Source organism: Sphingomonas sp. (genome assembly GCF_036269755.1).
GTDB lineage: Bacteria > Pseudomonadota > Alphaproteobacteria > Sphingomonadales > Sphingomonadaceae > Sphingomonas.
Genome location: NZ_DATBDV010000023.1, coordinates 206,492 through 225,939, shown reverse-complemented (window position 1 = coordinate 225,939; position 19,448 = coordinate 206,492). Strand labels below are relative to the sequence as shown.

The 19,448-nt window shown below is 65.9% G+C and carries 20 protein-coding genes; 11 read left to right on the top strand and 9 right to left on the bottom strand.

The features are described from left to right. Window positions 1–111: 111 nt before the first annotated feature. The 6 genes from VH326_RS15800 to VH326_RS15775 form a co-directional block, all read right to left on the bottom strand. On the bottom strand, window positions 112–528 hold the full coding sequence (locus VH326_RS15800) for a MucR family transcriptional regulator (protein ID WP_329632804.1): 417 nt from the start codon (window positions 526–528) through the stop codon (window positions 112–114). A 112-nt stretch (window positions 529–640) separates the two neighbouring features. After that, window positions 641–1,111: a ribosomal protein S18-alanine N-acetyltransferase gene (rimI, locus tag VH326_RS15795; RefSeq protein WP_329632803.1), complete on the bottom strand. Its 471-nt coding sequence runs from the start codon at window positions 1,109–1,111 to the stop codon at window positions 641–643. Further along, window positions 1,108–1,731 carry a tRNA (adenosine(37)-N6)-threonylcarbamoyltransferase complex dimerization subunit type 1 TsaB gene (gene tsaB / locus VH326_RS15790; protein ID WP_329632843.1) on the bottom strand — a complete coding sequence of 208 codons (624 nt, stop codon included), beginning with the start codon at window positions 1,729–1,731 and terminating at the stop codon, window positions 1,108–1,110. The genes rimI and tsaB overlap by 4 nt, the downstream gene beginning before the upstream one ends. A 73-nt stretch (window positions 1,732–1,804) precedes the next feature. After that, window positions 1,805–2,401, bottom strand: coding sequence for a malonic semialdehyde reductase (locus VH326_RS15785; RefSeq protein ID WP_329632802.1), 597 nt, complete (start codon window positions 2,399–2,401; stop codon window positions 1,805–1,807). Next, window positions 2,401–2,976: a NifU family protein gene (locus VH326_RS15780; protein WP_329632801.1), complete on the bottom strand. Its 576-nt coding sequence runs from the start codon at window positions 2,974–2,976 to the stop codon at window positions 2,401–2,403. Before VH326_RS15780 ends, VH326_RS15785 begins: the two co-directional genes overlap by 1 nt. A 71-nt stretch (window positions 2,977–3,047) precedes the next feature. Continuing rightward, the gene (locus VH326_RS15775) at window positions 3,048–3,899 is read right to left on the bottom strand and encodes an aspartyl/asparaginyl beta-hydroxylase domain-containing protein (protein WP_329632800.1); all 852 of its coding nucleotides are present in this window, start codon (window positions 3,897–3,899) and stop codon (window positions 3,048–3,050) included. 181 nt (window positions 3,900–4,080) lie between these two features. Between VH326_RS15775 and VH326_RS15770 the strand changes: the two genes are divergently transcribed. Continuing rightward, window positions 4,081–7,008, top strand: coding sequence for a M16 family metallopeptidase (locus VH326_RS15770; RefSeq protein WP_329632799.1), 2,928 nt, complete (start codon window positions 4,081–4,083; stop codon window positions 7,006–7,008). A 33-nt stretch (window positions 7,009–7,041) separates the two neighbouring features. Here the strand turns inward: VH326_RS15770 and VH326_RS15765 are convergent, their stop codons facing one another. From VH326_RS15765 to VH326_RS15755, 3 genes are read right to left on the bottom strand one after another with little or no spacing between them, the layout of a single operon-like run. Next, window positions 7,042–8,826, bottom strand: coding sequence for an AMP-dependent synthetase/ligase (locus VH326_RS15765; RefSeq protein ID WP_329632798.1), 1,785 nt, complete (start codon window positions 8,824–8,826; stop codon window positions 7,042–7,044). A gap of 60 nt (window positions 8,827–8,886) precedes the next feature. Further along, complete coding sequence (gene ggt, locus VH326_RS15760; protein WP_329632797.1) at window positions 8,887–10,659, bottom strand: gamma-glutamyltransferase; 1,773 nt, start codon at window positions 10,657–10,659, stop codon at window positions 8,887–8,889. A gap of 45 nt (window positions 10,660–10,704) precedes the next feature. Beyond that, complete coding sequence (locus VH326_RS15755) at window positions 10,705–11,730, bottom strand: quinone-dependent dihydroorotate dehydrogenase (protein ID WP_329632796.1); 1,026 nt, start codon at window positions 11,728–11,730, stop codon at window positions 10,705–10,707. A 240-nt stretch (window positions 11,731–11,970) separates the two neighbouring features. Between VH326_RS15755 and VH326_RS15750 the strand changes: the two genes are divergently transcribed. The 10 genes from VH326_RS15750 to VH326_RS15705 all read left to right on the top strand — a co-directional run bounded on the left by VH326_RS15750 (window position 11,971) and on the right by VH326_RS15705 (window position 19,445). Then, a complete protein-coding gene (locus tag VH326_RS15750) occupies window positions 11,971–12,825 on the top strand; it encodes an AraC family transcriptional regulator (protein WP_329632795.1) in 855 nt (284 codons plus the stop codon). A gap of 215 nt (window positions 12,826–13,040) precedes the next feature. Next, a complete protein-coding gene (locus VH326_RS15745; protein ID WP_329632794.1) occupies window positions 13,041–13,541 on the top strand; it encodes an SUF system Fe-S cluster assembly regulator in 501 nt (166 codons plus the stop codon). Continuing rightward, window positions 13,541–15,004, top strand: a complete 1,464-nt coding sequence (gene sufB, locus VH326_RS15740) for a Fe-S cluster assembly protein SufB (RefSeq protein ID WP_329632793.1) — start codon at window positions 13,541–13,543, stop codon at window positions 15,002–15,004. The genes VH326_RS15745 and sufB overlap by 1 nt, the downstream gene beginning before the upstream one ends. Continuing rightward, complete coding sequence (locus VH326_RS15735; protein ID WP_329632792.1) at window positions 15,001–15,402, top strand: hypothetical protein; 402 nt, start codon at window positions 15,001–15,003, stop codon at window positions 15,400–15,402. The genes sufB and VH326_RS15735 overlap by 4 nt, the downstream gene beginning before the upstream one ends. Beyond that, the gene (gene sufC, locus VH326_RS15730) at window positions 15,402–16,232 is read left to right on the top strand and encodes a Fe-S cluster assembly ATPase SufC (protein ID WP_329632791.1); all 831 of its coding nucleotides are present in this window, start codon (window positions 15,402–15,404) and stop codon (window positions 16,230–16,232) included. Before VH326_RS15735 ends, sufC begins: the two co-directional genes overlap by 1 nt. Continuing rightward, window positions 16,229–16,549 (top strand): hypothetical protein, encoded by a 321-nt coding sequence (locus VH326_RS15725; protein ID WP_329632790.1) that lies wholly within the window; start codon window positions 16,229–16,231, stop codon window positions 16,547–16,549. Before sufC ends, VH326_RS15725 begins: the two co-directional genes overlap by 4 nt. Next, window positions 16,546–17,298, top strand: coding sequence for a SufD family Fe-S cluster assembly protein (locus VH326_RS15720; RefSeq protein WP_329632789.1), 753 nt, complete (start codon window positions 16,546–16,548; stop codon window positions 17,296–17,298). Before VH326_RS15725 ends, VH326_RS15720 begins: the two co-directional genes overlap by 4 nt. 115 nt (window positions 17,299–17,413) lie before the next feature. After that, window positions 17,414–18,625: a cysteine desulfurase gene (locus VH326_RS15715; protein ID WP_329632788.1), complete on the top strand. Its 1,212-nt coding sequence runs from the start codon at window positions 17,414–17,416 to the stop codon at window positions 18,623–18,625. After that, window positions 18,622–19,092 carry an SUF system Fe-S cluster assembly protein gene (locus VH326_RS15710; protein WP_329632787.1) on the top strand — a complete coding sequence of 157 codons (471 nt, stop codon included), beginning with the start codon at window positions 18,622–18,624 and terminating at the stop codon, window positions 19,090–19,092. The genes VH326_RS15715 and VH326_RS15710 overlap by 4 nt, the downstream gene beginning before the upstream one ends. Further along, on the top strand, window positions 19,092–19,445 hold the full coding sequence (locus tag VH326_RS15705) for an iron-sulfur cluster assembly accessory protein (RefSeq protein ID WP_329632786.1): 354 nt from the start codon (window positions 19,092–19,094) through the stop codon (window positions 19,443–19,445). The genes VH326_RS15710 and VH326_RS15705 overlap by 1 nt, the downstream gene beginning before the upstream one ends. The last annotated feature ends 3 nt before the right edge of the window (window positions 19,446–19,448 follow it).

Here is a 19,448-nt window from a genome sequence, read left to right as displayed (position 1 = left end):
AAGGCGCGGGCAAAGCCCGCGCCCTCGTCGGCCGGGTCTTCAGCTAGCTGAAGTCCGCCGTCCGGTCCGACGCGAGTCCCGCGCCAGCATTGGCGCGGGCCGCGTTCGGACTTACTTCGTCTTGCGGCGCTTGGTGCCGAGACCGATCTTCTTCGCCAGCGTGCGGCGCTGCTCGGCATAGTTCGGCGCGACCATCGGATAGTCGGCGGGCAGGTTCCACTTCTGGCGATACTGATCGGGGGTCATCTGATAGTGAGTCATCAGGTGCCGCTTGAGCATCTTGAGCTTCTTGCCGTCTTCGAGGCAGACGACGTAATCGGGCTTGATCGACGAACGGATCGACACCGCCGGCTCCTGCTTGGGCTCGGGGGCGGGTGTCGCGGGATTCAGCTTCGACAAGCCGCGATAGATGTTCTGGATGACCAGTTCGATGTCGGAAACGGCGACATTGTTGTTGCCCATATATTCGGCGGCAATGTCAGCGGTCAGCGTGACCAGCGTCTCCTGCAGGTCGGTATCGTTATCCATGAATGATTCCTTTGGCACATTTGGCGGAGTTCTTCCCCCGCGCGAGCTTTAGGGCGGGTTATTCCGCCAGCGCAAGGACGCAGTTTAGGTTTGCGACAATTTTATGGCACGTTCAGCGGGTGGCGCGGCGAAGGGTCAGCGCCGAATAGTTGTGACCGTCCGCGCCGCGATAGTAATCGCGCCGCTCGCCGACCTTGCTAAACCCCGAATTTCTATACAGTTTGATCGCATCATTGCCGTCGCGGACTTCGAGATGGAGCGACGCGATCCCCCGGCTCGCGCAATCGGCGATCACCGAGCGGAGCAACGCCGCGCCGACTCCGCCGCGCCGCATTTCCGGCACGACCGCGAGTAGCAACAGTTCGGCCTCGTCGAGCACGCCGCGAGTCAGCGCGAAACCCGCGGTCCGCCCGCCAAGCTCGGCGATGGTCAGCCACACGCCGGGCACAGCAAGAATCCCGATCATCTGATTGCGAGTCCACGCCTCGCCCCAGCGCGGGTCGAACGCTTGCGCCATCACGCGGTCGACTCGATCGAGGTCGCGGATGTCGCCTTCGCGCAATTCGAGGGCCGCAGTGCTCATGCGACAACCTTCGGCGCCGCCATCGGCTTGGCGTCGGGCGCGCGTCCGTAGATAGGGCGTGGCGCAAGGCTGGCGAGGACAGCGGGCAGCAGGATCACGGCGGCGGCATCGGGCAGCGCCTCACGCCCTCCCACATCCAGAAACCGGACGCCGTTTCCGACCGCCAGCGCGCCATCGAGCCGCGCCATCGCATCGGCAGGCGCGAGCGAGGCGAACTCAGCGGTGTGGGCAAATGGATCGGCGGCGAAGGGCTGCATGAACACCTCTCCGTGCCCGCCCTCGAGCACGATCGCAACCCGGTCTAGCGTTGGATCGCCGGCGAAGGCGGACGCGGCGATCAGGGGAAGGGATGAGAAGCCATACACCGGCGCATTCCAGCCGAGCCCAAGCCCGCGCGCCGCAGCGATCCCCACTCGGATCCCGGTGAAGCTCCCCGGGCCGCAATCGACCAGCACCGCATCGGCGCGGCCACCTTCGGGTAGCTCCGCGATCATCGGCACCAACCGCTCGGCATGCCCGCGCCCGACCACCTCGTGAATCGAGGCGACGACCCGACCGTCCGCGATCAGCGCGACCGAGCAGGCGGCGGTGGCGGTTTCGATGACGAGTGTGCGCGTGATTTCTACGTCACCCCAGCGAAACCCGGGGTCTCCCAGTTACAACGAGACCCCAGCTTTCGCTGGGGTGACAATGTTATGCAATGGTGTTGAACTTCTCGAAGTCGGGCCGCGGCGAACGATCGAAGATCGTTGCCGGATCGCCATAGCCGAGCGTCGAGATGAAGTTGGACTTCACCGCCGGCGTGTCGGCAAAGAACGCGGCGTCGACCTTTCCGTTGTCGAAGCCGGACATCGGTCCCGTGTCGAGGCCCAGCGCGCGTGCGGCAATGATCAGATACGCGCCCTGCAGCGACGAATTGCGGAACGCCGACGCTTCGCGCAGCGGCGAATTGCCATCGAACCAGCTCTTCGCGGTCTGGTTGTGCGGGAACAGCTCGGGCAGATGCTCGTGGAAGTCGGTGTCCATCCCGACGATCACGCTGACCGGGGCGGCGCGGATCTTGGGCGCGTTCTGCGCGCTGGCGCAAGCGGCGAGCTTCTCCTTCGCCTCGCCGGACACGCACCATACCAGGCGTGCGGGCAACTGGTTGGCTGAGGTCGGGCCGAACTTCATCAAGTCCCAGATCGCGCGGAGCTGGTCCTGCGTCACCGGCTGGTCGGTATAGCCGTTATACGTGCGCGCGGTACGAAAGATCGTGTCGAGCGCTGCGTCGTCGAGCGGCTTGCCCATCAGACCGCCCTCACTTCGGTGACTTCGGGGACGTAATGTTTGAGCAATTGCTCGATCCCGTTCTTGAGCGTCGCGGTGGAGGATGGGCAGCCCGAGCACGCGCCCTGCATGCGCAGGAACACCTTGCCCTTGTCGAACCCGCGATAGACGATGTCGCCGCCGTCGTTGGCGACTGCGGGACGGACGCGCGTGTCGATCAGCTCGCGGATTTGCGCGACGATATCGGCGTCGGCGGGATCGTCGGCGAGGCCCTCATCGTCGGCCGGGACCGAAATCCCGCCAGCGCTGGCCGGCTTGAACAGCGGCATATTGGCGGAGAAATGATCGAGCAGGATCGCCAGCACGTCGGGCTTGAGCCCCGGCCAGTCGACCCCGGGCGCGGCGGTCACCGACACGAAATCACGCCCAAAGAATACGCCGGTGATGTCGCCCAGATTGAAGATCGCCTCTGCCAGCGGGCTCGCCTCCGCTTCTTCGGGCGTCGCGAAATCGCGCGTGCCGGCATCCATCACGGTGCGGCCGGGCAGGAACTTCAGCGTCGCCGGATTGGGCGTGGTTTCGGTCTCGATTAGCATGGGGGCCATGTGGGCGGGATGGCCGCGCGGATCAAGCGCACATCGGGAAAGGATTGGTTTCCCGATGACGATCAGGCGTCGAGTTGCTCTATCGCCGCGTTCCACGCCATCACATTGGCGCGCGCTTCCTGGACGAAGGCGCTGCGGCGGATGACGTTGAGGAACGTGTCGGCGATCCATTTGCCGGGGTTGCGCAACGGGCGGCGGACCTGGATCAGCAGGACGACGCGCGTGTGCCTGGTGTCGTTCCACACTTCATGGTCGTAGGTGTCGTCGAACACCAATGTTTCACCGTCGGCCCAGCGCACGATTCGGTCGCCGACCCGCATCCGGGCGTCGCCATCCCTCGGCACGATCACCCCGAGGTGACACGTGATCAGCCCTTTGGTCACGCCGCGGTGCGCGGGGATGTGCGTGCCCGGCGCGAGTATCGAGAAGAAGGCGCTGTTGAGGTTGGGGATTTTGGCGACGGTCGTACTGGTCACCGGGCAGGCGGCCAGGTTTTCCTCGACGCAATAGCCATAGCCCCACAGGAAGAAGCTGCGCCACTTGCCGACCGGCGCGATCGAGCGGTGATCGGGCGAGATGCTCGACAGCGAGGGCGATTTGCGGCCGAGCACGGCACCGATCGCCTCGTCGCGGATCGCTTGCCAATTCTCGCGAAGATGCTGAGTCCAGGGAAAGTCGCGCACGTCGAGCACCGGGTCGTTGGGGACCAGCGAGGACGAAGCGATCAACCGGTCGAACACGCCGCGCAGGTGTTTGCCGTGGCGGATGATCAGCGGCCGCTTGCGGCCGGCCGATTGCTCAGCCGCCGCGTCGGGCAGGCACGCGCCCGACACGATCGTCATGTCGGGCACGCGACCATCGGCGAGATCCCCAGGCGGCCGGTCCTGCACGACGATCTTTTGCTGGACGCTCACTGAAAACCTCGATTGTCGCCATCTGCCCCCGGCGCTCGACCCGCGCCTTTTTCGGCGCGCTAAGCCGGGGCTAACCCGGACTTTGGACCAAATCGTGGCGAATTTTGGCGGTATCCGTGATCTTTGCCCGACGGCGCGCGCGGCATTGCCGGTGGCGGACCGAGTCCTTACACTGGAGCATATGCCGATCCTGTCCCGCGCGCCGCGCCTGTCGTTCGTTCTTGCCATCACCCTGGGTCTCGCGATCCCCGCGATCGCACAGGACACCGCCAAAAATTCGCCGAGTGCGGCCAAGGCTGTTCCCACTGTCCCCGCCGACGTCGACCGCTCGCCCTGGCTGTTCAAGGGCAGCGACATCACGCCCGATCTCAACTGGCATTTCGGCACCTTGCCGAACGGGCTGCGCTATGCCGTGCGCAAGAACGGCGTGCCGCCGGGCCAGGTCTCGATCCGCGTCCGCATCGACGCCGGCTCGCTGTACGAGGACGACAGCGAGCAGGGTTACGCGCACTTCATGGAGCACCTCGTGTTCCGCGGCAGCCAGTATGTCGCCGACAACGAGGCGAAGCGGACCTGGCAGCGGCTGGGCGCGACGTTCGGCAGCGACACCAACGCGCAGACCAGCTTCACCCAGACGGTGTTCAAGCTCGACCTTCCGGCGGCGACGGCCGAGAGCGTCGATGAGAGCCTGAAAATCCTGTCGGACATGATGGAAGCGCCGAGCTTCGACGACACCGTGGTCAACTCGGAACGCCCCGTGGTCGAGGCCGAGCAGCGCGAGGCGCCGGGGCCACAGGTCCGCTATGGTGACGCGATGCGCGCGGCACTCTTTGCCGGCCAGCCGTTCGCGACGCGCGCGCCGATCGGCACGACCAAGACGCTCGAGGCAGCGACCGCCGCCTCGCTGCGGGCGTTCCACGACAAATGGTATCGCCCCGAACGCGCGGTGGTGATCATCTCCGGCGACCTCGATCCGGTGCTGTTCGAGCAATTGGTCGACAAGAATTTTTTGAGCTGGAAGGGCAAGGGGCCAAACCCGGCCGACCCCGATTTCGGTACGCCTGCGACCAAGCAGCCGATCACCGCGAGCCTGGTCGAGCCCGGCCTGCCGACGCTGGTGAACTTCGCGACGCTGCGCCCTTGGCACTTCAACGCCGATCTGGTGATCTTCAACCAGAAGCGGCTGGTCGATCTGATCGCGGTGCAGATCATCAACCGTCGGCTCGAATCGCGCGCGCGCGCCGGCGGCAGCTTCCTGCAGGCAGGGATCAGCCTCGACGATGTATCGCGTTCGGCGAACGGCACTTTCGTCAGCGTGGTCCCGGTCGGCAACAATTGGGAACAGGCGATGAAGGACGTTCGCGCGATCATCGCCGACGCCATGACCAATCCGCCGAGCCAGGCCGAACTCGACCGCGAACTCGCCGAATATGATTCCGCGATGAAGAACGGCGTCGACACCGCGCGTGTCGAAGCAGGCGCGTCGCAGGCCGACAATATGGTCCAGGCGCTTGATATCCGCGAGACGGTCGCCGCACCTGACGTGTCGTACAAGATCTTCACCGACGCGCGGGCGAAGGGGATGTTCACGCCGGCGTCGATCCTCGCGTCGACCAAGCGCGTCTTTCAGGGCGACGCCACCCGCGCATTCGTGTCGACCCCGACCGCCGATCCCGCGGCGGCGACCAAGCTCGCCACCGCACTGACTGCGGACGTGTCGAAGCTGGTGCCCAAGCGCACAGCGCTGGCTGCGGTCGACTTCTCGAAGCTGCCGCCGCTCGGCGCGCCGGGCAAGGTCGTCAGCCGTGAGCCGATTGCCGACCTCGATATGGAAAAGGTCGTCTACGCCAATGGCGTACGGCTCGTGCTCTATCCCAATTCGGGCGAGACCAATCGAGTCTATGTCCGCGTGCGTTGGGGCGGCGGCTACAATGCGTTGCCCGCGACACGACGCACCCCGGCTTGGGCGGGCGATCTCGCGCTCGTCCAGAGCGGGATCGGCTCCTTGGGGCAGGAGCAGATCGACCAGTTGATGACCGGACGGCGGTTGGGGATGGATTTCGCGATCGACGACGACGCGTTCGTGCTCGGCGCGGTCAGTTCGCCCGCCGATTACAAGGATGAACTGCGCTTGCTCGCCGACAAATTGGCGAATCCGGGCTGGGATCCGTCGCCGATCCCGCGCGCCAAGGCGGTGGTGATCGCTGGCTATCCCGGGCTCGATTCGTCGCCCGACGGCGTGCTCAGCCGCGACCTCGAATATTTCCTCCACGACCGCGACCCGCGCTGGGGCTTGCCGCCGCGCGACGCGGTCGATGCACTGACCCCGGCAAGCTTCAGGGCGCTGTGGCAGCCGATCCTCGCCTCGGGCTCGCTCGAGGTCCAGGTGTTCGGCGACGTCACCGCAGACGACGCGATCGCCGCGGTCGGCGCGACGTTCGGGGCACTCAAGCCGCGCCCGGCGGCGCTCCCGGCGGCGCCGCCGATCCGGTTCCCCGCGCACAACGCGACGCCGGTCGTCCGCACGCATTCGGGCCAGGAGAACCAGGCGGTGGCATTGATCGCGTGGCCGACCGGCGGCGGCATCGATGGCATCGCGGATAGCCGCAAGCTCGAGGTGCTGGCGCAAGTGTTCAGCGATCGTCTGTTCGACCGGCTGCGCACCGAATCGGGCGCGAGCTACAGCCCGAGCGTCCAGTCGAGCTGGCCTGTCGGCGCGGCGAATGGCGGGCGAGTGATGGCGGTCGGCCAAGTGCCGCCCGACAAGACAGCTTTGTTCTTCCGTCTGGCGCGCGAGATTGCCGCCGACCTCGTCAAGAACCCGATCGGTGCCGACGAGCTGCAGCGCGTCAAGGCGCCGATGCAGCAATATGTGCTGCGCTCGTCGACCGGGAACACGTTCTGGCTCAACCTGCTGGCCGGCGCGAGCTACGACCCGCGCCGCATCGCCGCGGCGCGCTCGATCATGGATGATTACCAGGCGATCACCGCCGCGGACCTGCAGGCGGTGGCGGCGAAGTATCTGAGGCCCGACCGTGATTGGACGATGGAGGTGGTGCCGAAGGCGGTCGCCGCGAAGGAAGGGCTGACGGTCGCGGCGGGGCAGTGAAAACTATTTCCTCCTCCCTCGTAGGGAGGGGGTTCAGGTCCGATACAAGGCGTCCAGGCGCTCACCGTACACCTGCTTCAACACATGCCGCCGAATCTTCAGGCTCGGCGTCATTTGCTGGTTCTCGATCGTGAAGGGTTCGTCGGCGAGGATGAAGCGGCGGACGCGTTCGATCACCGACAGATCCTTGTTGACTCGCTCGACCGCCGCCATCAGCGCGGCGCGATAGTCGAGGTCGTCGATCAGCTTGTTCGGGTCGCACGGCGCGGCGTGCTTGGCGCACCATTCCTGAGTCCATTCCTGGTCGGGCACCAGCACCGCGACCATGTGCGGGCGGCGGTCGCCGGCGATCATCGCCTGGCCAATTTCGGGCTGGAGCGTCAGCATGCCCTCGACCTTCTGGGGCGAAACATTGTCGCCCTTGTCGTTGATGATCAGATCCTTCTTGCGATCGGTGATCTTGATCCGACCCTTGTCGTCGATGATCCCGACGTCGCCGGTGTGCAGCCAACCGTCCTTCAGGACCCGCGCGGTTTCTTCGGGGTTCCGCCAATACCCGTGCATGACGAGCTCGCCGCGCACCAGGATCTCGCCGTCCTCTGCGATCCTGACCTCCGTGTTGAGCAGCGGTGGCCCGACCGTGTCCATCTTGAGCCCTGCACGCGGCCGGTTGCACGAGATGACCGGCGCGGCCTCGGTCTGGCCATAGCCTTGCAAGAAGGTCAGCCCGAGCGATTGGAAGAAGATGCCGATCTCTGGATTGAGCGGCGCACCGCCCGACACCATCGCCTTGATCCGTCCACCAAATCTTTTGGCGATCTTGGGCATCAGCAGCGTCCTAACGATCAGGTTCATCGGCTGGTCGTAGATCGGCACCCCGCCCGCCGCCTTCTTGCCGCCGATCGAAACCGCGCGGTCGAGCAGATAGTAGGACAGCTTGCCCTGCTTCTCGATCGCCTTGACGATCCGCGTGCGCAGAACCTCGAACAGCCGGGGGACAACGACCATGATCGTTGGCCGCACTTCCTCGATATTGCTCGCAAGCTTCTCGAGCCCCTCGGCGTAATAGATCTGCGCGCCGAGCCCGATCGGAAAATGCTGGCCCCCGGTATGCTCGTAGGCGTGGGAAAGCGGCAGGAATGACAGGAACACTTCGTCCTCCCAGCCGAAGTCCTCTGCGATCAGCGTGCAACACGCCTCGACGTTGTGCAGGATCGCGCCGTGATGCTGCATCACTCCGCGCGGCGCGCCGCCGGTGCCGCTGGTGTAGATTATGCAGGCAAGGTCGTCGCGAGTCGCCGTCGATACCATTGCCGAGGGATCGGTCGCATTGTCGGCGACCAGCTTCGACCAATGGTGATAGTCGAGCGTCCCGGTCTGCATCACGCGCAGATCGTCGATGCCGATGATGATTTTGGCGTCGCTCGCGCGGATCGCGGCGGGGAGCAGCGGCCGGGCGAGCTTGGCGTTCGACACGATTACCGCGCGCGCGCCCGAATTTTCGAGGATGTGCGTATGATCGCGTTCGGTGTTGGTGATGTAGGTTGGCACCGTCACGCATCCGGCGGCCATGATCGCTAGGTCGGAGATGCACCATTCGGGGCGGTTCTCGCTGACCAGCATCACGCGGTCGCCGGGTTGCATCCCGATCGCCTTGAGCCCAGCGGCCAGGCTCGCGACCTGCCGCGCCGCCTCGGCCCAGCTGAGCGGCATCCACGCGTCGCCCGCCTTGTGCCACAGGAACGGCGCGTCGCCGCCTTGTGCCGCGCGCGCGAAGAACATCGCGACGAGGTTCGGGAACTTCTCGATCTGCCGCATCCGGCTGCCTCTCCTCCTGACGCGCCGCATTCGGCTACGCCTGATCCCCCGCGAGGGGCGTTATTCCGACGGCCGATTGTCCGGCATGCCCACGCGCTTGATCCAGCCGACCTTGCCGTCCTGGCCCATCGCGACGCCTTCGCTGCGCGGATCGGCCGCGCCGACCCAACGGCCGCCGACTCGCTCGATCGCGTTCGCCTTGAGCCCGAGCGGCCCGACCACGATCTTCTCGCCGAGCGCACGCAACGCGGGGGTCATCGCTTCCGCCTGGGTGCCCTGTTCCGCGACCGCCATCGGCCCGGGAGCGTAGATCAGCCCCAGCCCGATCGCGTCCTGCGCGCTCATCTTCCAGTCGATCACCGCGACGATCGCCTTCGCCACCTGCGCGATGATCGTCGATCCCCCCGCCGCGCCGATCGCGAGGCGGACCTTGCCGTCGGGGCCGTAGACGATCGTCGGTGCCATCGAGCTACGCGGGCGCTTGCCCGGTTCGACGCGATTGGCGACGAGGTAGCCGTCCTTTGCCGGCACGATGTCGAAGTCCGTCAGCTCGTTGTTGAGCATGACGCCATCGACCGACAGGCCCGAGCCGAACGGCCCCTCGATCGTGGTGGTCACCTCGACGACGTTGCCGGCCTTGTCGGTGACAGCGAGGTCGGTGGTCCCCGGCGTCTCGCTGGACGCGACTCGCTTGCGCGGCGGGGCTCCGGCGGGGACACCGGCGACGACGTTCGCCATCGAGCGGTCGGGCGAGATCAGCGCCGACCGTCGAGCGATGTATTTGGGATCGAGCAGCCCGGCGAGCGGCACGGTCACGAAGTCGGGGTCGCCGAGATACATGTCGCGATCGGCGTATGCGAGCCGCGAGCTTTCGGCGAACAGATGCCAGGCGACGGGCGAATCCTTGCCCAGCTTCGCCATGTCGAAGCGCTCGAGCTGCTTGAGGATCATCAACACGGTGAACCCGCCCGACGAAGGCGGCCCCATCCCGCAGATTCGATAGCCGCGATAGCTACCGCAGAGCGACGGGCGCGGCTTGGCGCGATAGGTGGAAAGGTCGCTCGCAGCCATTTTCGACGGATTACGCTGCGCGCTGTTGACCGTCGCGACGATGCGCCCGGCAGTGGGGCCGGTGTAGAAGGCTTCAGGACCCGCATTGGCGATCCGCGTGAACAAATCGGCTTGCGCCGGGTTCTTGAGCCAGGTGCCGACCGGCCACGGCTTGCCCGAAGCGTCCATGAAGATCGCGCGCGCCCCCGAATCGATGTGCCGCGCGAACTGCATCACCGAATTGTTGAGCCGCGGCGATACCGCAAAGCCTTCGCGCGCGAGCCGGATCGCGGGCTCGAACAGCCGCGCCCAGGGCAGCTTGCCCGATTGCGCATGCGCCATCGCCATGACGCGAAGCTGGCCCGGCACGCCGACGCTGCGCCCGCCGGGCACCGCCGCTTCGTGCGGCAGCGGATTGCCGTTGGCATCGTAGAACCAGTGCGCATCGGCGGCCTTCGGGGCGGCTTCGCGCCCGTCGATCGTGGCGACTCGGCCGGTCGTGGCGTCGTGGCGGACGAAGAAGGTGCCGCCGCCGACGCCCGAGCTTTGCGGCTCGACCACGTTCAACGCGAGCATCGTCGCGATCGCGGCGTCGGTCGCGCTGCCCCCGGCATTGAGGATTTCGACTCCCACGGCGGCGGCGCGCGGATCGGCCGCGCTGACCATGCCGGTGGCGGGACGGATCGCGGCGGCGCGCGTGGCCGGCTGGCGCGCCGGGGCCGAACCGGGGATCGACGCCACCAGCGGCAGGAGCAGCGCGGCGATGGGGAACAGTTTCTTCATGGCGATCGACCCTAGCGGCGAGGGCGCGCGTGGCAAGACGCGACGTCAGTCACGGCCGATCGCATCCTCGACGTTGGCGAAGCCGTCGCGCGCGAGAAGCGCGGCGAGGTCGTGAACGATACGGCTTGGAAGGCCGGGGCCGCCATAGACCAGACCGGTATAGAGTTGGACGAGGCTCGCGCCGGCGCGAATGCGGGCGTAGGCCTCGGCGCCGCTGTCGATCCCGCCCGCAGCGATCAGGGAAACCTTGCCGCCGGTCGCCGAACGGAAATCGCGCAAGCGTTGCGCGGCGAGCGGGGCGAGCGGCGCGCCTGACAACCCGCCAGCCTCGCTTGCGTCGGGCGAAGCGAGGGGAGGCCGGCCGACCGTGGTGTTGCCGACGATCAGCGCGTCGATCCCCGCGTCGATCGCGGCTTTGGCGATTTCGTCGATTTGCGTCGGCTCCTGGTCGGGCGCGACCTTGAGAAAGAGGGGCGTTGCCCCGCGCGCGGCGGTGGCGCGGGCGAGCAGTCCGACCAGCGCGCGGCCGTGCTGCAGGTCGCGCAGCCCCGGCGTGTTGGGCGAACTGATGTTGATCGTCACGTAATCGGCAATCGGCGCGGCGGCGGCAACGCCGGCTTCGTAATCGGCAATCCGGTCGACCGCGTGCTTGTTCGCGCCGACGTTGATTCCGAGAATCCCGCGCCGCTTCGCCGCCTTCGCGCGCGCCAGGGCGGCGGCAAGCCCGCCATTGTTGAACCCCATCCGGTTGATCACGCCGCGATCGGCGCGCAGGCGGAACAGGCGGGGCTCTGGATTGCCGGGCTGCGGCAGCGGGGTCAGCGTTCCGATCTCGACGCTGCCGAACCCCAAGCCGAAAAATCCCGCGATCCCACGCCCGTCCTTGTCGGCGCCCGCGGCAAGGCCGACCGGGTTGGGGAAGGTCAGTCCGGCGACCGTCACCGGCAACGCTGTCGACGCCGCCGCGAACGGTGTCCCGATTGCCCCCCATCCCGCCAGCATCTCGATCGACAGCCCATGCGCGCGCTCGGCGTCGATCGCGAACAGAAGCGGGCGCAACGCAAAACTCATCGCCGCGCCATGGCAGCCCGCGCGCATTTCGCAAAGCGGCGGCGAATCCGTCCAATACGACTCGGCCAGCCCCGGGTAGACAAAGCATGCGACCCGAAGGGCCCTGGGAGGGGTTCTTTCCCTCGACGGCCCGGTTTCCCTCGTGGAGACCGGGCCGCTTTTCATTTCGAGGCTATGGCCGAGTCGGCCGAAATCGTATAAAAGCGACACCAACGAAAGCATAACAGGGGCGCGTCTTTCGTGGGAGATATCGAGCTCGACTATCGGGTCCCCGGACCCGACGTCGCTGACTTCGCGACGTTATTCTATTTTTTTCGCACCGATCTTGCGGTGTTCGAAGACATGGAACGCGCCGATCATGCCCAGATGCGGTTCCGCCTCGACGATGGCGCCGCCCAATACCATTTCGCCGACGGCAATTTGCAACAAGCGACCCCGGTCCATGTGATCGGCCCGACCAGCGCGGCGTTCAAGGTGCGCGCGCAAGGCCCGGTGCGGCTGTTCGGCTGGGGCGTCACCGCAGCGGGCTGGGCGGCGATGATCGGCGGCGACGCCTGCAATGCGCTCAACCGCATGGTCGATGCGACGGCTTTGCTCGGACCGCGGATGCTGGAGGCGCGTGCGACGTTGCAGGCGGCGCCCGATTTCGACGCGATGGTGGCGGTCGGCACCGCGCTCATCCAGCAGTTGGTCAAGACGAGCAGCGGTGAGATGGTCCGCTTCGCGCGCCAGGTCGATGCCTGGCTGGAGGACGATCGCTCGCCCGAACTCGGCAATCTGATCGTCGCGACCGGGCTGTCGCGCCGCCAAGTCGAGCGCAAGTGCAACGCGATATATGGCGCCCCTCCCAAGTTGCTCGCGCGCAAGTTCCGCGCGTTGCGTGCCGCGGTGGCGATGCGCGGGCGCGACTTGAGCTTCGACGACGCCGTCGGCTGGGGTTTCTACGACCAGTCGCATTTGATCCGCGAGGTCAAGCAATTCACCGGGCTGACCCCCAAGCAGATCCGCGACCAGCCGACCGCGCTCGCCGCGATCACGGTTGCGCAACGGACCGCGCTGGGTGGGCAGGTCAAGTCGCTGATTTCCGAGACCTAGTTCCCTCTCTCCTTGTGGGAGAGTGAGGGAGCCGCGAAGCGGCGGAAGGGTGAGGGGGAGTGGCGATGCGTCCCCCCACATCCTTCCCACTCGCTACGTTAGCGGGCCCCTTCCTTCTCCCACAAGGGGAGAAGGATTTGCGGTTGACCAACCGGCTGGCATTCCCCACATGGCAATCGGATCGAATTGATCCGATTTGAGAGTCATTCGCAACAATGCGCCTTTCCAGCCTGGCCGATTATGCCGTGGTGATGATGTCCGCCGCCGCGCGGCACTGCGGCGGGATTGGGCGACTCAACGCCACGAGCTTGGCCGACGAGACCGGTCTGCCGCTGCCGACGGTGCAGAAGCTCGTCAGCAAGCTGTCGGCCGCGGGCCTGATCGAAAGCCAGCGCGGCACGGGCGGCGGGTTTCGCCTGTCGCGCCCGCCAGCGACGATCAGCCTCGCCGATATCGTCGAGGCGATCGAGGGGCCGATCGCGATGACCGCGTGCGTCGACCACGGCGCGCACGATTGCTGCGTCGAGCAAAGCTGCAAGGTGAAGCCGCATTGGAACGCGGTGAACGGCGCGGTGCGCGGCGCGCTGGCGGGGGTTTCGCTGGCTTCGCTCTCGGCCGCACCGTGCTCCGGCGAAGGCCGGAGCGTTGGACCAAGTAGCGATATTCTTTCCCTCCAACGCTCCGGCCTTCGCCGGAGCACCGCGGGACACGCATGATGGCGACGAAGAACGCCGAGGCGCATGCCGCCGCGAACAAGACCTATGAATGGGGTTTCTCCTCGGACATCGAACAGGAGTTCGCGCCCAAGGGGCTGAGCGAGGACACCGTCCGCTTCATCTCGGCCAAGAAGGACGAGCCCGAATGGATGCTCGACTGGCGGCTCAAGGCCTACCGTCTGTGGCTGACGATGGAGATGCCCGATTGGGCCAAGCTCAACGTCGACCCGATCGATTATCAGGACGCTTATTACTACGCCGAGCCCAAGGCGAAGCCGAAGCTCGGCAGCCTCGACGAACTCGATCCCGAAATCCTGCGAGTCTACGAAAAGCTCGGCATCCCGATCGAGGAGCAGAAGGTGCTCGCCGGGGTCGAGGGCGCGCGCAAGGTCGCGGTCGATGCGGTGTTTGACAGCGTCTCAGTGGCGACGACGTTCCGCAAAGAGCTCGAAGCCGCGGGCGTCATTTTCCGATCGATCTCGGAGGCGATCAAGGAATATCCCGACCTCGTCCGCAAATGGCTCGGCAAGGTGGTGCCGCAGCACGACAATTACTTCGCGGCGCTCAATTGCGCGGTCTTCTCTGACGGCACGTTCGTCTACATTCCCGAGGGCGTTCGCTGCCCGATGGAGCTCAGCACCTATTTCCGCATCAATGCCGAGAATACCGGCCAGTTCGAACGCACTTTGATCGTCGCCGACAAGGGCGCGTACGTGTCGTACCTCGAAGGCTGCACCGCGCCGATGCGCGACGAAAACCAGCTCCACGCCGCGGTGGTCGAACTGGTCGCGTTGGACGATGCCGAGATCAAATATTCGACCGTGCAGAACTGGTATCCCGGCGACGAAAACGGCAAGGGCGGCATCTACAATTTCGTCACCAAGCGCGCGCTGTGTCAGGGGCGGAACAGCAAGGTGTCGTGGACTCAGGTCGAGACCGGTAGCGCGATCACCTGGAAATATCCGTCGTGCGTGCTCAACGGCGAGAACAGCGTCGGCGAATTCTATTCGGTCGCGGTGACCAATAATCGCCAGCAGGCCGATACCGGCACCAAGATGATCCATAACGGCAAGGGCTCGCGCTCGACGATCGTGTCAAAGGGGATCAGCGCGGGGCGCTCGGACAACACGTATCGAGGGCTGGTCCGCGTCGCACCGGGCGCGGAGGGTGTGCGCAACTTCACCCAATGCGACAGCCTGCTGCTCGGCAGCGAGTGTGGCGCGCACACCGTGCCGTATATCGAAGTGCGCAACCCGTCGGCGCAGATCGAGCATGAGGCGACGACGTCGAAGATCAGCGACGACCAGATGTTCTACGCGATGCAGCGCGGGCTCGATCAGGAGGCCGCGGTGGCGCTGATCGTCAACGGCTTCGCGCGCGAGGTGCTCCAGCAATTGCCGATGGAATTCGCGGTGGAAGCGCAGAAGCTGCTGGGGATTTCGCTTGAGGGGAGCGTGGGGTGAACGTTTTCTTGATTCTTGGATTGCTCGCTACGCAAGCGAGCGGCGATCAGACGCTGGAGGGCAGTTCGAGCTTCACTGCGCCCCCGTCCATCAATACTGCCATCCGGAAGTATCTCGATTGCCTCCAGCCGACGTTGATGCGGAACAGCCAGAAGGCGGGGCGGCTACACGCTGAGGGGATACGCAAGATCATCGATCAGTCCGTTGGAGAATGCGCCGCAACACGTGCCGCGGCACGTGACCGTGTACTCAAACTGATCGCTCGCGATGCCTCCATTGCGGAGAGCGGACGTTTCGCGGAAGTCGATCGGGTGTTCAGCGCGGTCGATCATGCGTTCGATGGAATGGTCGACGCGATTGCGGCGGAAGACGCAAAAGCCGCGACCGAGGAAAAATGATGCTCAAGATTGAAAACCTTCACGCCGAAATCGACGGCAAGCTGATCCTCAAGGGCCTCTCGCTCACCGTGAATGCGGGCGAGGTCCATGCGATTATGGGGCCGAACGGCGCGGGCAAGTCGACGCTCGGCTATGTGCTCGGCGGCCGGCCGGGATATGAAGTGACGCAAGGGAGCGTGCGCTTCCTCCGCGATACGGCGGGCTCCGGCGAAGGCCGGAGGGTTGGCGATGAAGTCCAGGGCTCCGGCCTTCGCCGGAGCACGGAGGAGGACGGATGGGTCGACCTTCTCGCGCTCGACCCGCACGAGCGCGCCGCGGCGGGGCTGTTCCTCGGCTTCCAGTATCCGGTCGAAATCCCCGGCGTCTCCAACGTCCAGTTCCTGCGCGAGGCGCTCAATGCGCAGCGCCGGGCACGCGGTGAGGAGCCGCTGTCGGGCGGCGATTTCCTCAAGCTGGCGCGCGCGCAGGCGGCTTCGCTGTCGATGGATGCCGAGATGCTCAAGCGTCCGGTCAATGTCGGCTTTTCGGGCGGCGAGAAGAAGCGCAACGAGATGGTGCAGATGGGGATCATCGCGCCGCGCCTCGCGATCCTCGACGAGACCGACTCAGGCCTCGACATCGATGCGCTGCGCGTGGTCGGCGACGGCATCAACCGCATCATGCGCGCGCCCGACAAGGCGGTGGTGCTGATCACGCACTACCAGCGGCTGCTCGATTATGTTCGCCCCGATTTCGTCCACGTGCTCGAAGGCGGCCGGATCACGCGATCGGGCGGGCCCGAGCTGGCGTTGCAGCTCGAGCGCGAAGGCTATGGGGCGGTGGCGGCGTGATCTGGTTGTTGCTCACTTTGCTGGCGCCGCAGGAGTCGCCATATGAGCCCAAGACGCGGGCCGAACTTAACGCGTTGTCGGAGAGTTACACTGCGGCGCAATTCGACGTGGCAATAAGCGCCAACGGCCGTGTGTCATGCAATTCCACCCCGAGGGTCAACAGTGCAACGTTGTCGGTCCAGTCCTGCATCATGGCAGCGAACTGCGCTGAGAAGGGCGAGCGCGATCTCAAGAAGCTCGTCCGTTGTATCGAGCGCGGCAAACCGGGTCTGCTAAGAGCCTATCGGCGCGACTGGCTACGGGCGCACCCGCAGTGACGCTGCTCGCTATCCCGACCCGGCGCGACGAGGCGTGGCGGTATAGCGACCTCGACGCGCTGGCGAGCGCGTGGCCGCTGCCCGCGGCCGAGCATGTGCGCGTGGCGGCCGGTGAGGACTTCACCCGAGTGATCGTCCAGGACGCGGCCGATGGCGCGGTCGCGGTGCGCGATCTGTCGCTGGTGCTCGAAAAGGGTGCGCGGGCGAGCGTCAACATTCTCAACATCGGCGGCAAGCTCGGCCGCGTCGCGATCGACGTGACGTGTCACGAAGGTGCGCATTTCGAACTGGGCGGTGCGATCATCGGCGGGGGGGAGCAGACGCTCGAGCTCGTGACGACGGTCAACCATGTCGAACCAGACGCAATCTCGAACCAAATCGTGCGGTCGGTGCTCGGCGGCAAGGCGACGGGGTCGTATCTCGGCAAGGTCGCGGTCGCGCGCGACGCGCAGAAGACCGACGCCAGCCAGTCGGTCAAGGCGATGCTGCTGACTCGCACCGCCACCGCCAATGCCAAGCCCGAACTCGAAATCTTCGCCGACGACGTCAAGTGCGCGCATGGGGCAACCGTCGGCGAGTTGGACGCGATGGCGCTGTTCTACCTCGAAAGCCGCGGCATCGCCCCGGCCGAGGCGAAGAAGCTGCTGCTGCGCGCGTTTGTGGGGTCAGTGTTCGACCGGATTGCCGACGAGGATGAGCGAGACCGCGTCGAAGCGGCGGCGATAGCCGCGTTGGAGCGAATATTGTGAGGCGTTCCCTTCCCCTAATTAATCATGCTGAACTTGTTTCAGCATCCATCGCGGAACGACCGCTATCGTTGGTCGCGGAGGAGTGGGCCCTGAAACAAGTTCAGGGTGACGGCGCATGAATGTGATGGCCGACACACGCCCGCTCGACGTGCTCGCGGATTTCCCGGCAATCCATCCCGGCTGGCATTATCTCGACACCGCCGCGACCTCGCAGAAGCCGCAGGCGGTGATCGACGCGATCGCCCGCGCCTATGGCGAGACCTACGCGACGGTGCACCGCGGCGTGTACCAGCGGTCGGCCGACATGACGCTCGCCTACGAGGCGGCGCGCAAGCGGGTGGCGCGGTTCATCGGCGCCGAGGGGCGCGAGATCGTTTTCGTTCGCGGCGCGACCGAGGCGATCAACTTGGTCGCGCGATGCTGGGCAGGCGAGCAGCTGAAGGCGGGCGACCGAATCCTGCTCTCCACGCTCGAGCATCATTCGAACATCGTCCCGTGGCAGATGGTCGCCGAACGGATCGGCGCCGCAATCGACATCGTAGCGCTGACCGATGACGGCCGGATCGACCTCGACGCGATGGCGGCGATGATCACGCCGCAGCATAAAATGGTCGCGCTCGCGCAGGTCTCGAACGTGCTCGGCTCGGTGCTCGATGCTCGCCGCGCCGCCGACATCGCGCATTTGGTCGGCGCCAAGATCCTGCTCGACGGGTGCCAGGCGGTGCCGCGGATGCCGGTCGATGTTCGCGCGTTGGACTGCGACTTTTACGTCTTTTCGGGACACAAGCTGTACGGTCCGACCGGGATCGGCGTGCTGTGGGGCCGTTACGATTTGCTCGACGCGATGCCGCCATATCAGGGCGGGGGGTCGATGATCGACCGCGTGAGCTTCGCTAAGACGACCTACGCGCCGCCGCCGGGCCGGTTCGAGGCGGGAACGCCGCACATCGTCGGCGCGCTCGGGCTGCACGCCGCGATCGATTACGTCGAAAGCACCGGCCTCGATCGCATCCACGCGCATGAGGCGGCATTGGTCGAGGCCACCCGCGAACGGCTCGGCCAGATAAACTCGGTGCGGCTGTTTGGCCCCGAAGACTCCGCCGGGATCGTCAGTTTCGCGGTCGAGGGGGTGCATCCGCACGATGTCGCCACCATCTTAGACGAGAGCCAGGTCGCGATCCGTGCCGGGCACCATTGCGCGCAGCCGCTGATGGATGCGCTGGGGGTGCCGGCGACCGCGCGCGCGAGCTTCGGCGTGTACAATTCGTTGGCCGATGTCGAGGCGTTGGCCAGTGGAATCGAGAGAGTGACGAGGATCTTCGGATGAACGAAGAGAGTAGAATTGCGATCGAGGAAGTGACATCGGTCGAGGCGCCGCCCAAGGCCCGCGTCGACGATGCCGGCGCGACCGGGACGTTCGAGCGCAAGCGCGACTATCTCGCGGGGTTCCTCGCGCAAAAGCCCGAGCCGCTGGCGGGCGGTGATCCGGGGGGCGATTTGTACGAAGCGATCATCGCTGCGCTCAAGGAAATCTACGATCCCGAAATCCCGGTCAATATCTACGACCTCGGGCTGATCTACGGCGTCGAGGTGACCGACGAAGGCCATGCCGCGGTGACGATGACGCTGACCACGCCGCATTGCCCGGTGGCGGAGTCGATGCCGGCGGAAGTCGAATTGCGTGTCGGCAGCGTGCCCGGGGTCGCGATCGCCGACGTCAATCTGGTGTGGGATCCGCCCTGGGACCCGCAGAAGATGTCGGATGAGGCGAAGCTCGAACTGGGAATGTTGTAATGGCCACCACCTTGCGACCACGCCCCGCCGCGCTGATCCTGACGCCCAACGCCGAGGCACGCATCGCCGAGCTGATGGCCAAGGCGCCCGAGGGTGCGATCGGCGTCAAGCTGTCGACCCCGAAGCGCGGATGTTCGGGGCTCGCCTATTCAGTCGACTACGTCACCGAAGCCAAGCCGTTCGACGAGAAGATCGAGACCGCGGGCGGTACGCTCTACATCGACGGCGGATCGATCCTGTACCTCGTCGGATCGACGATGGACTGGGTCGAGGACGATTTCGCCGCGGGCTTCGTGTTCCAGAACCCCAACGCCAAGGGCGAATGCGGGTGCGGGGAGAGTTTTACCGTTTGATCG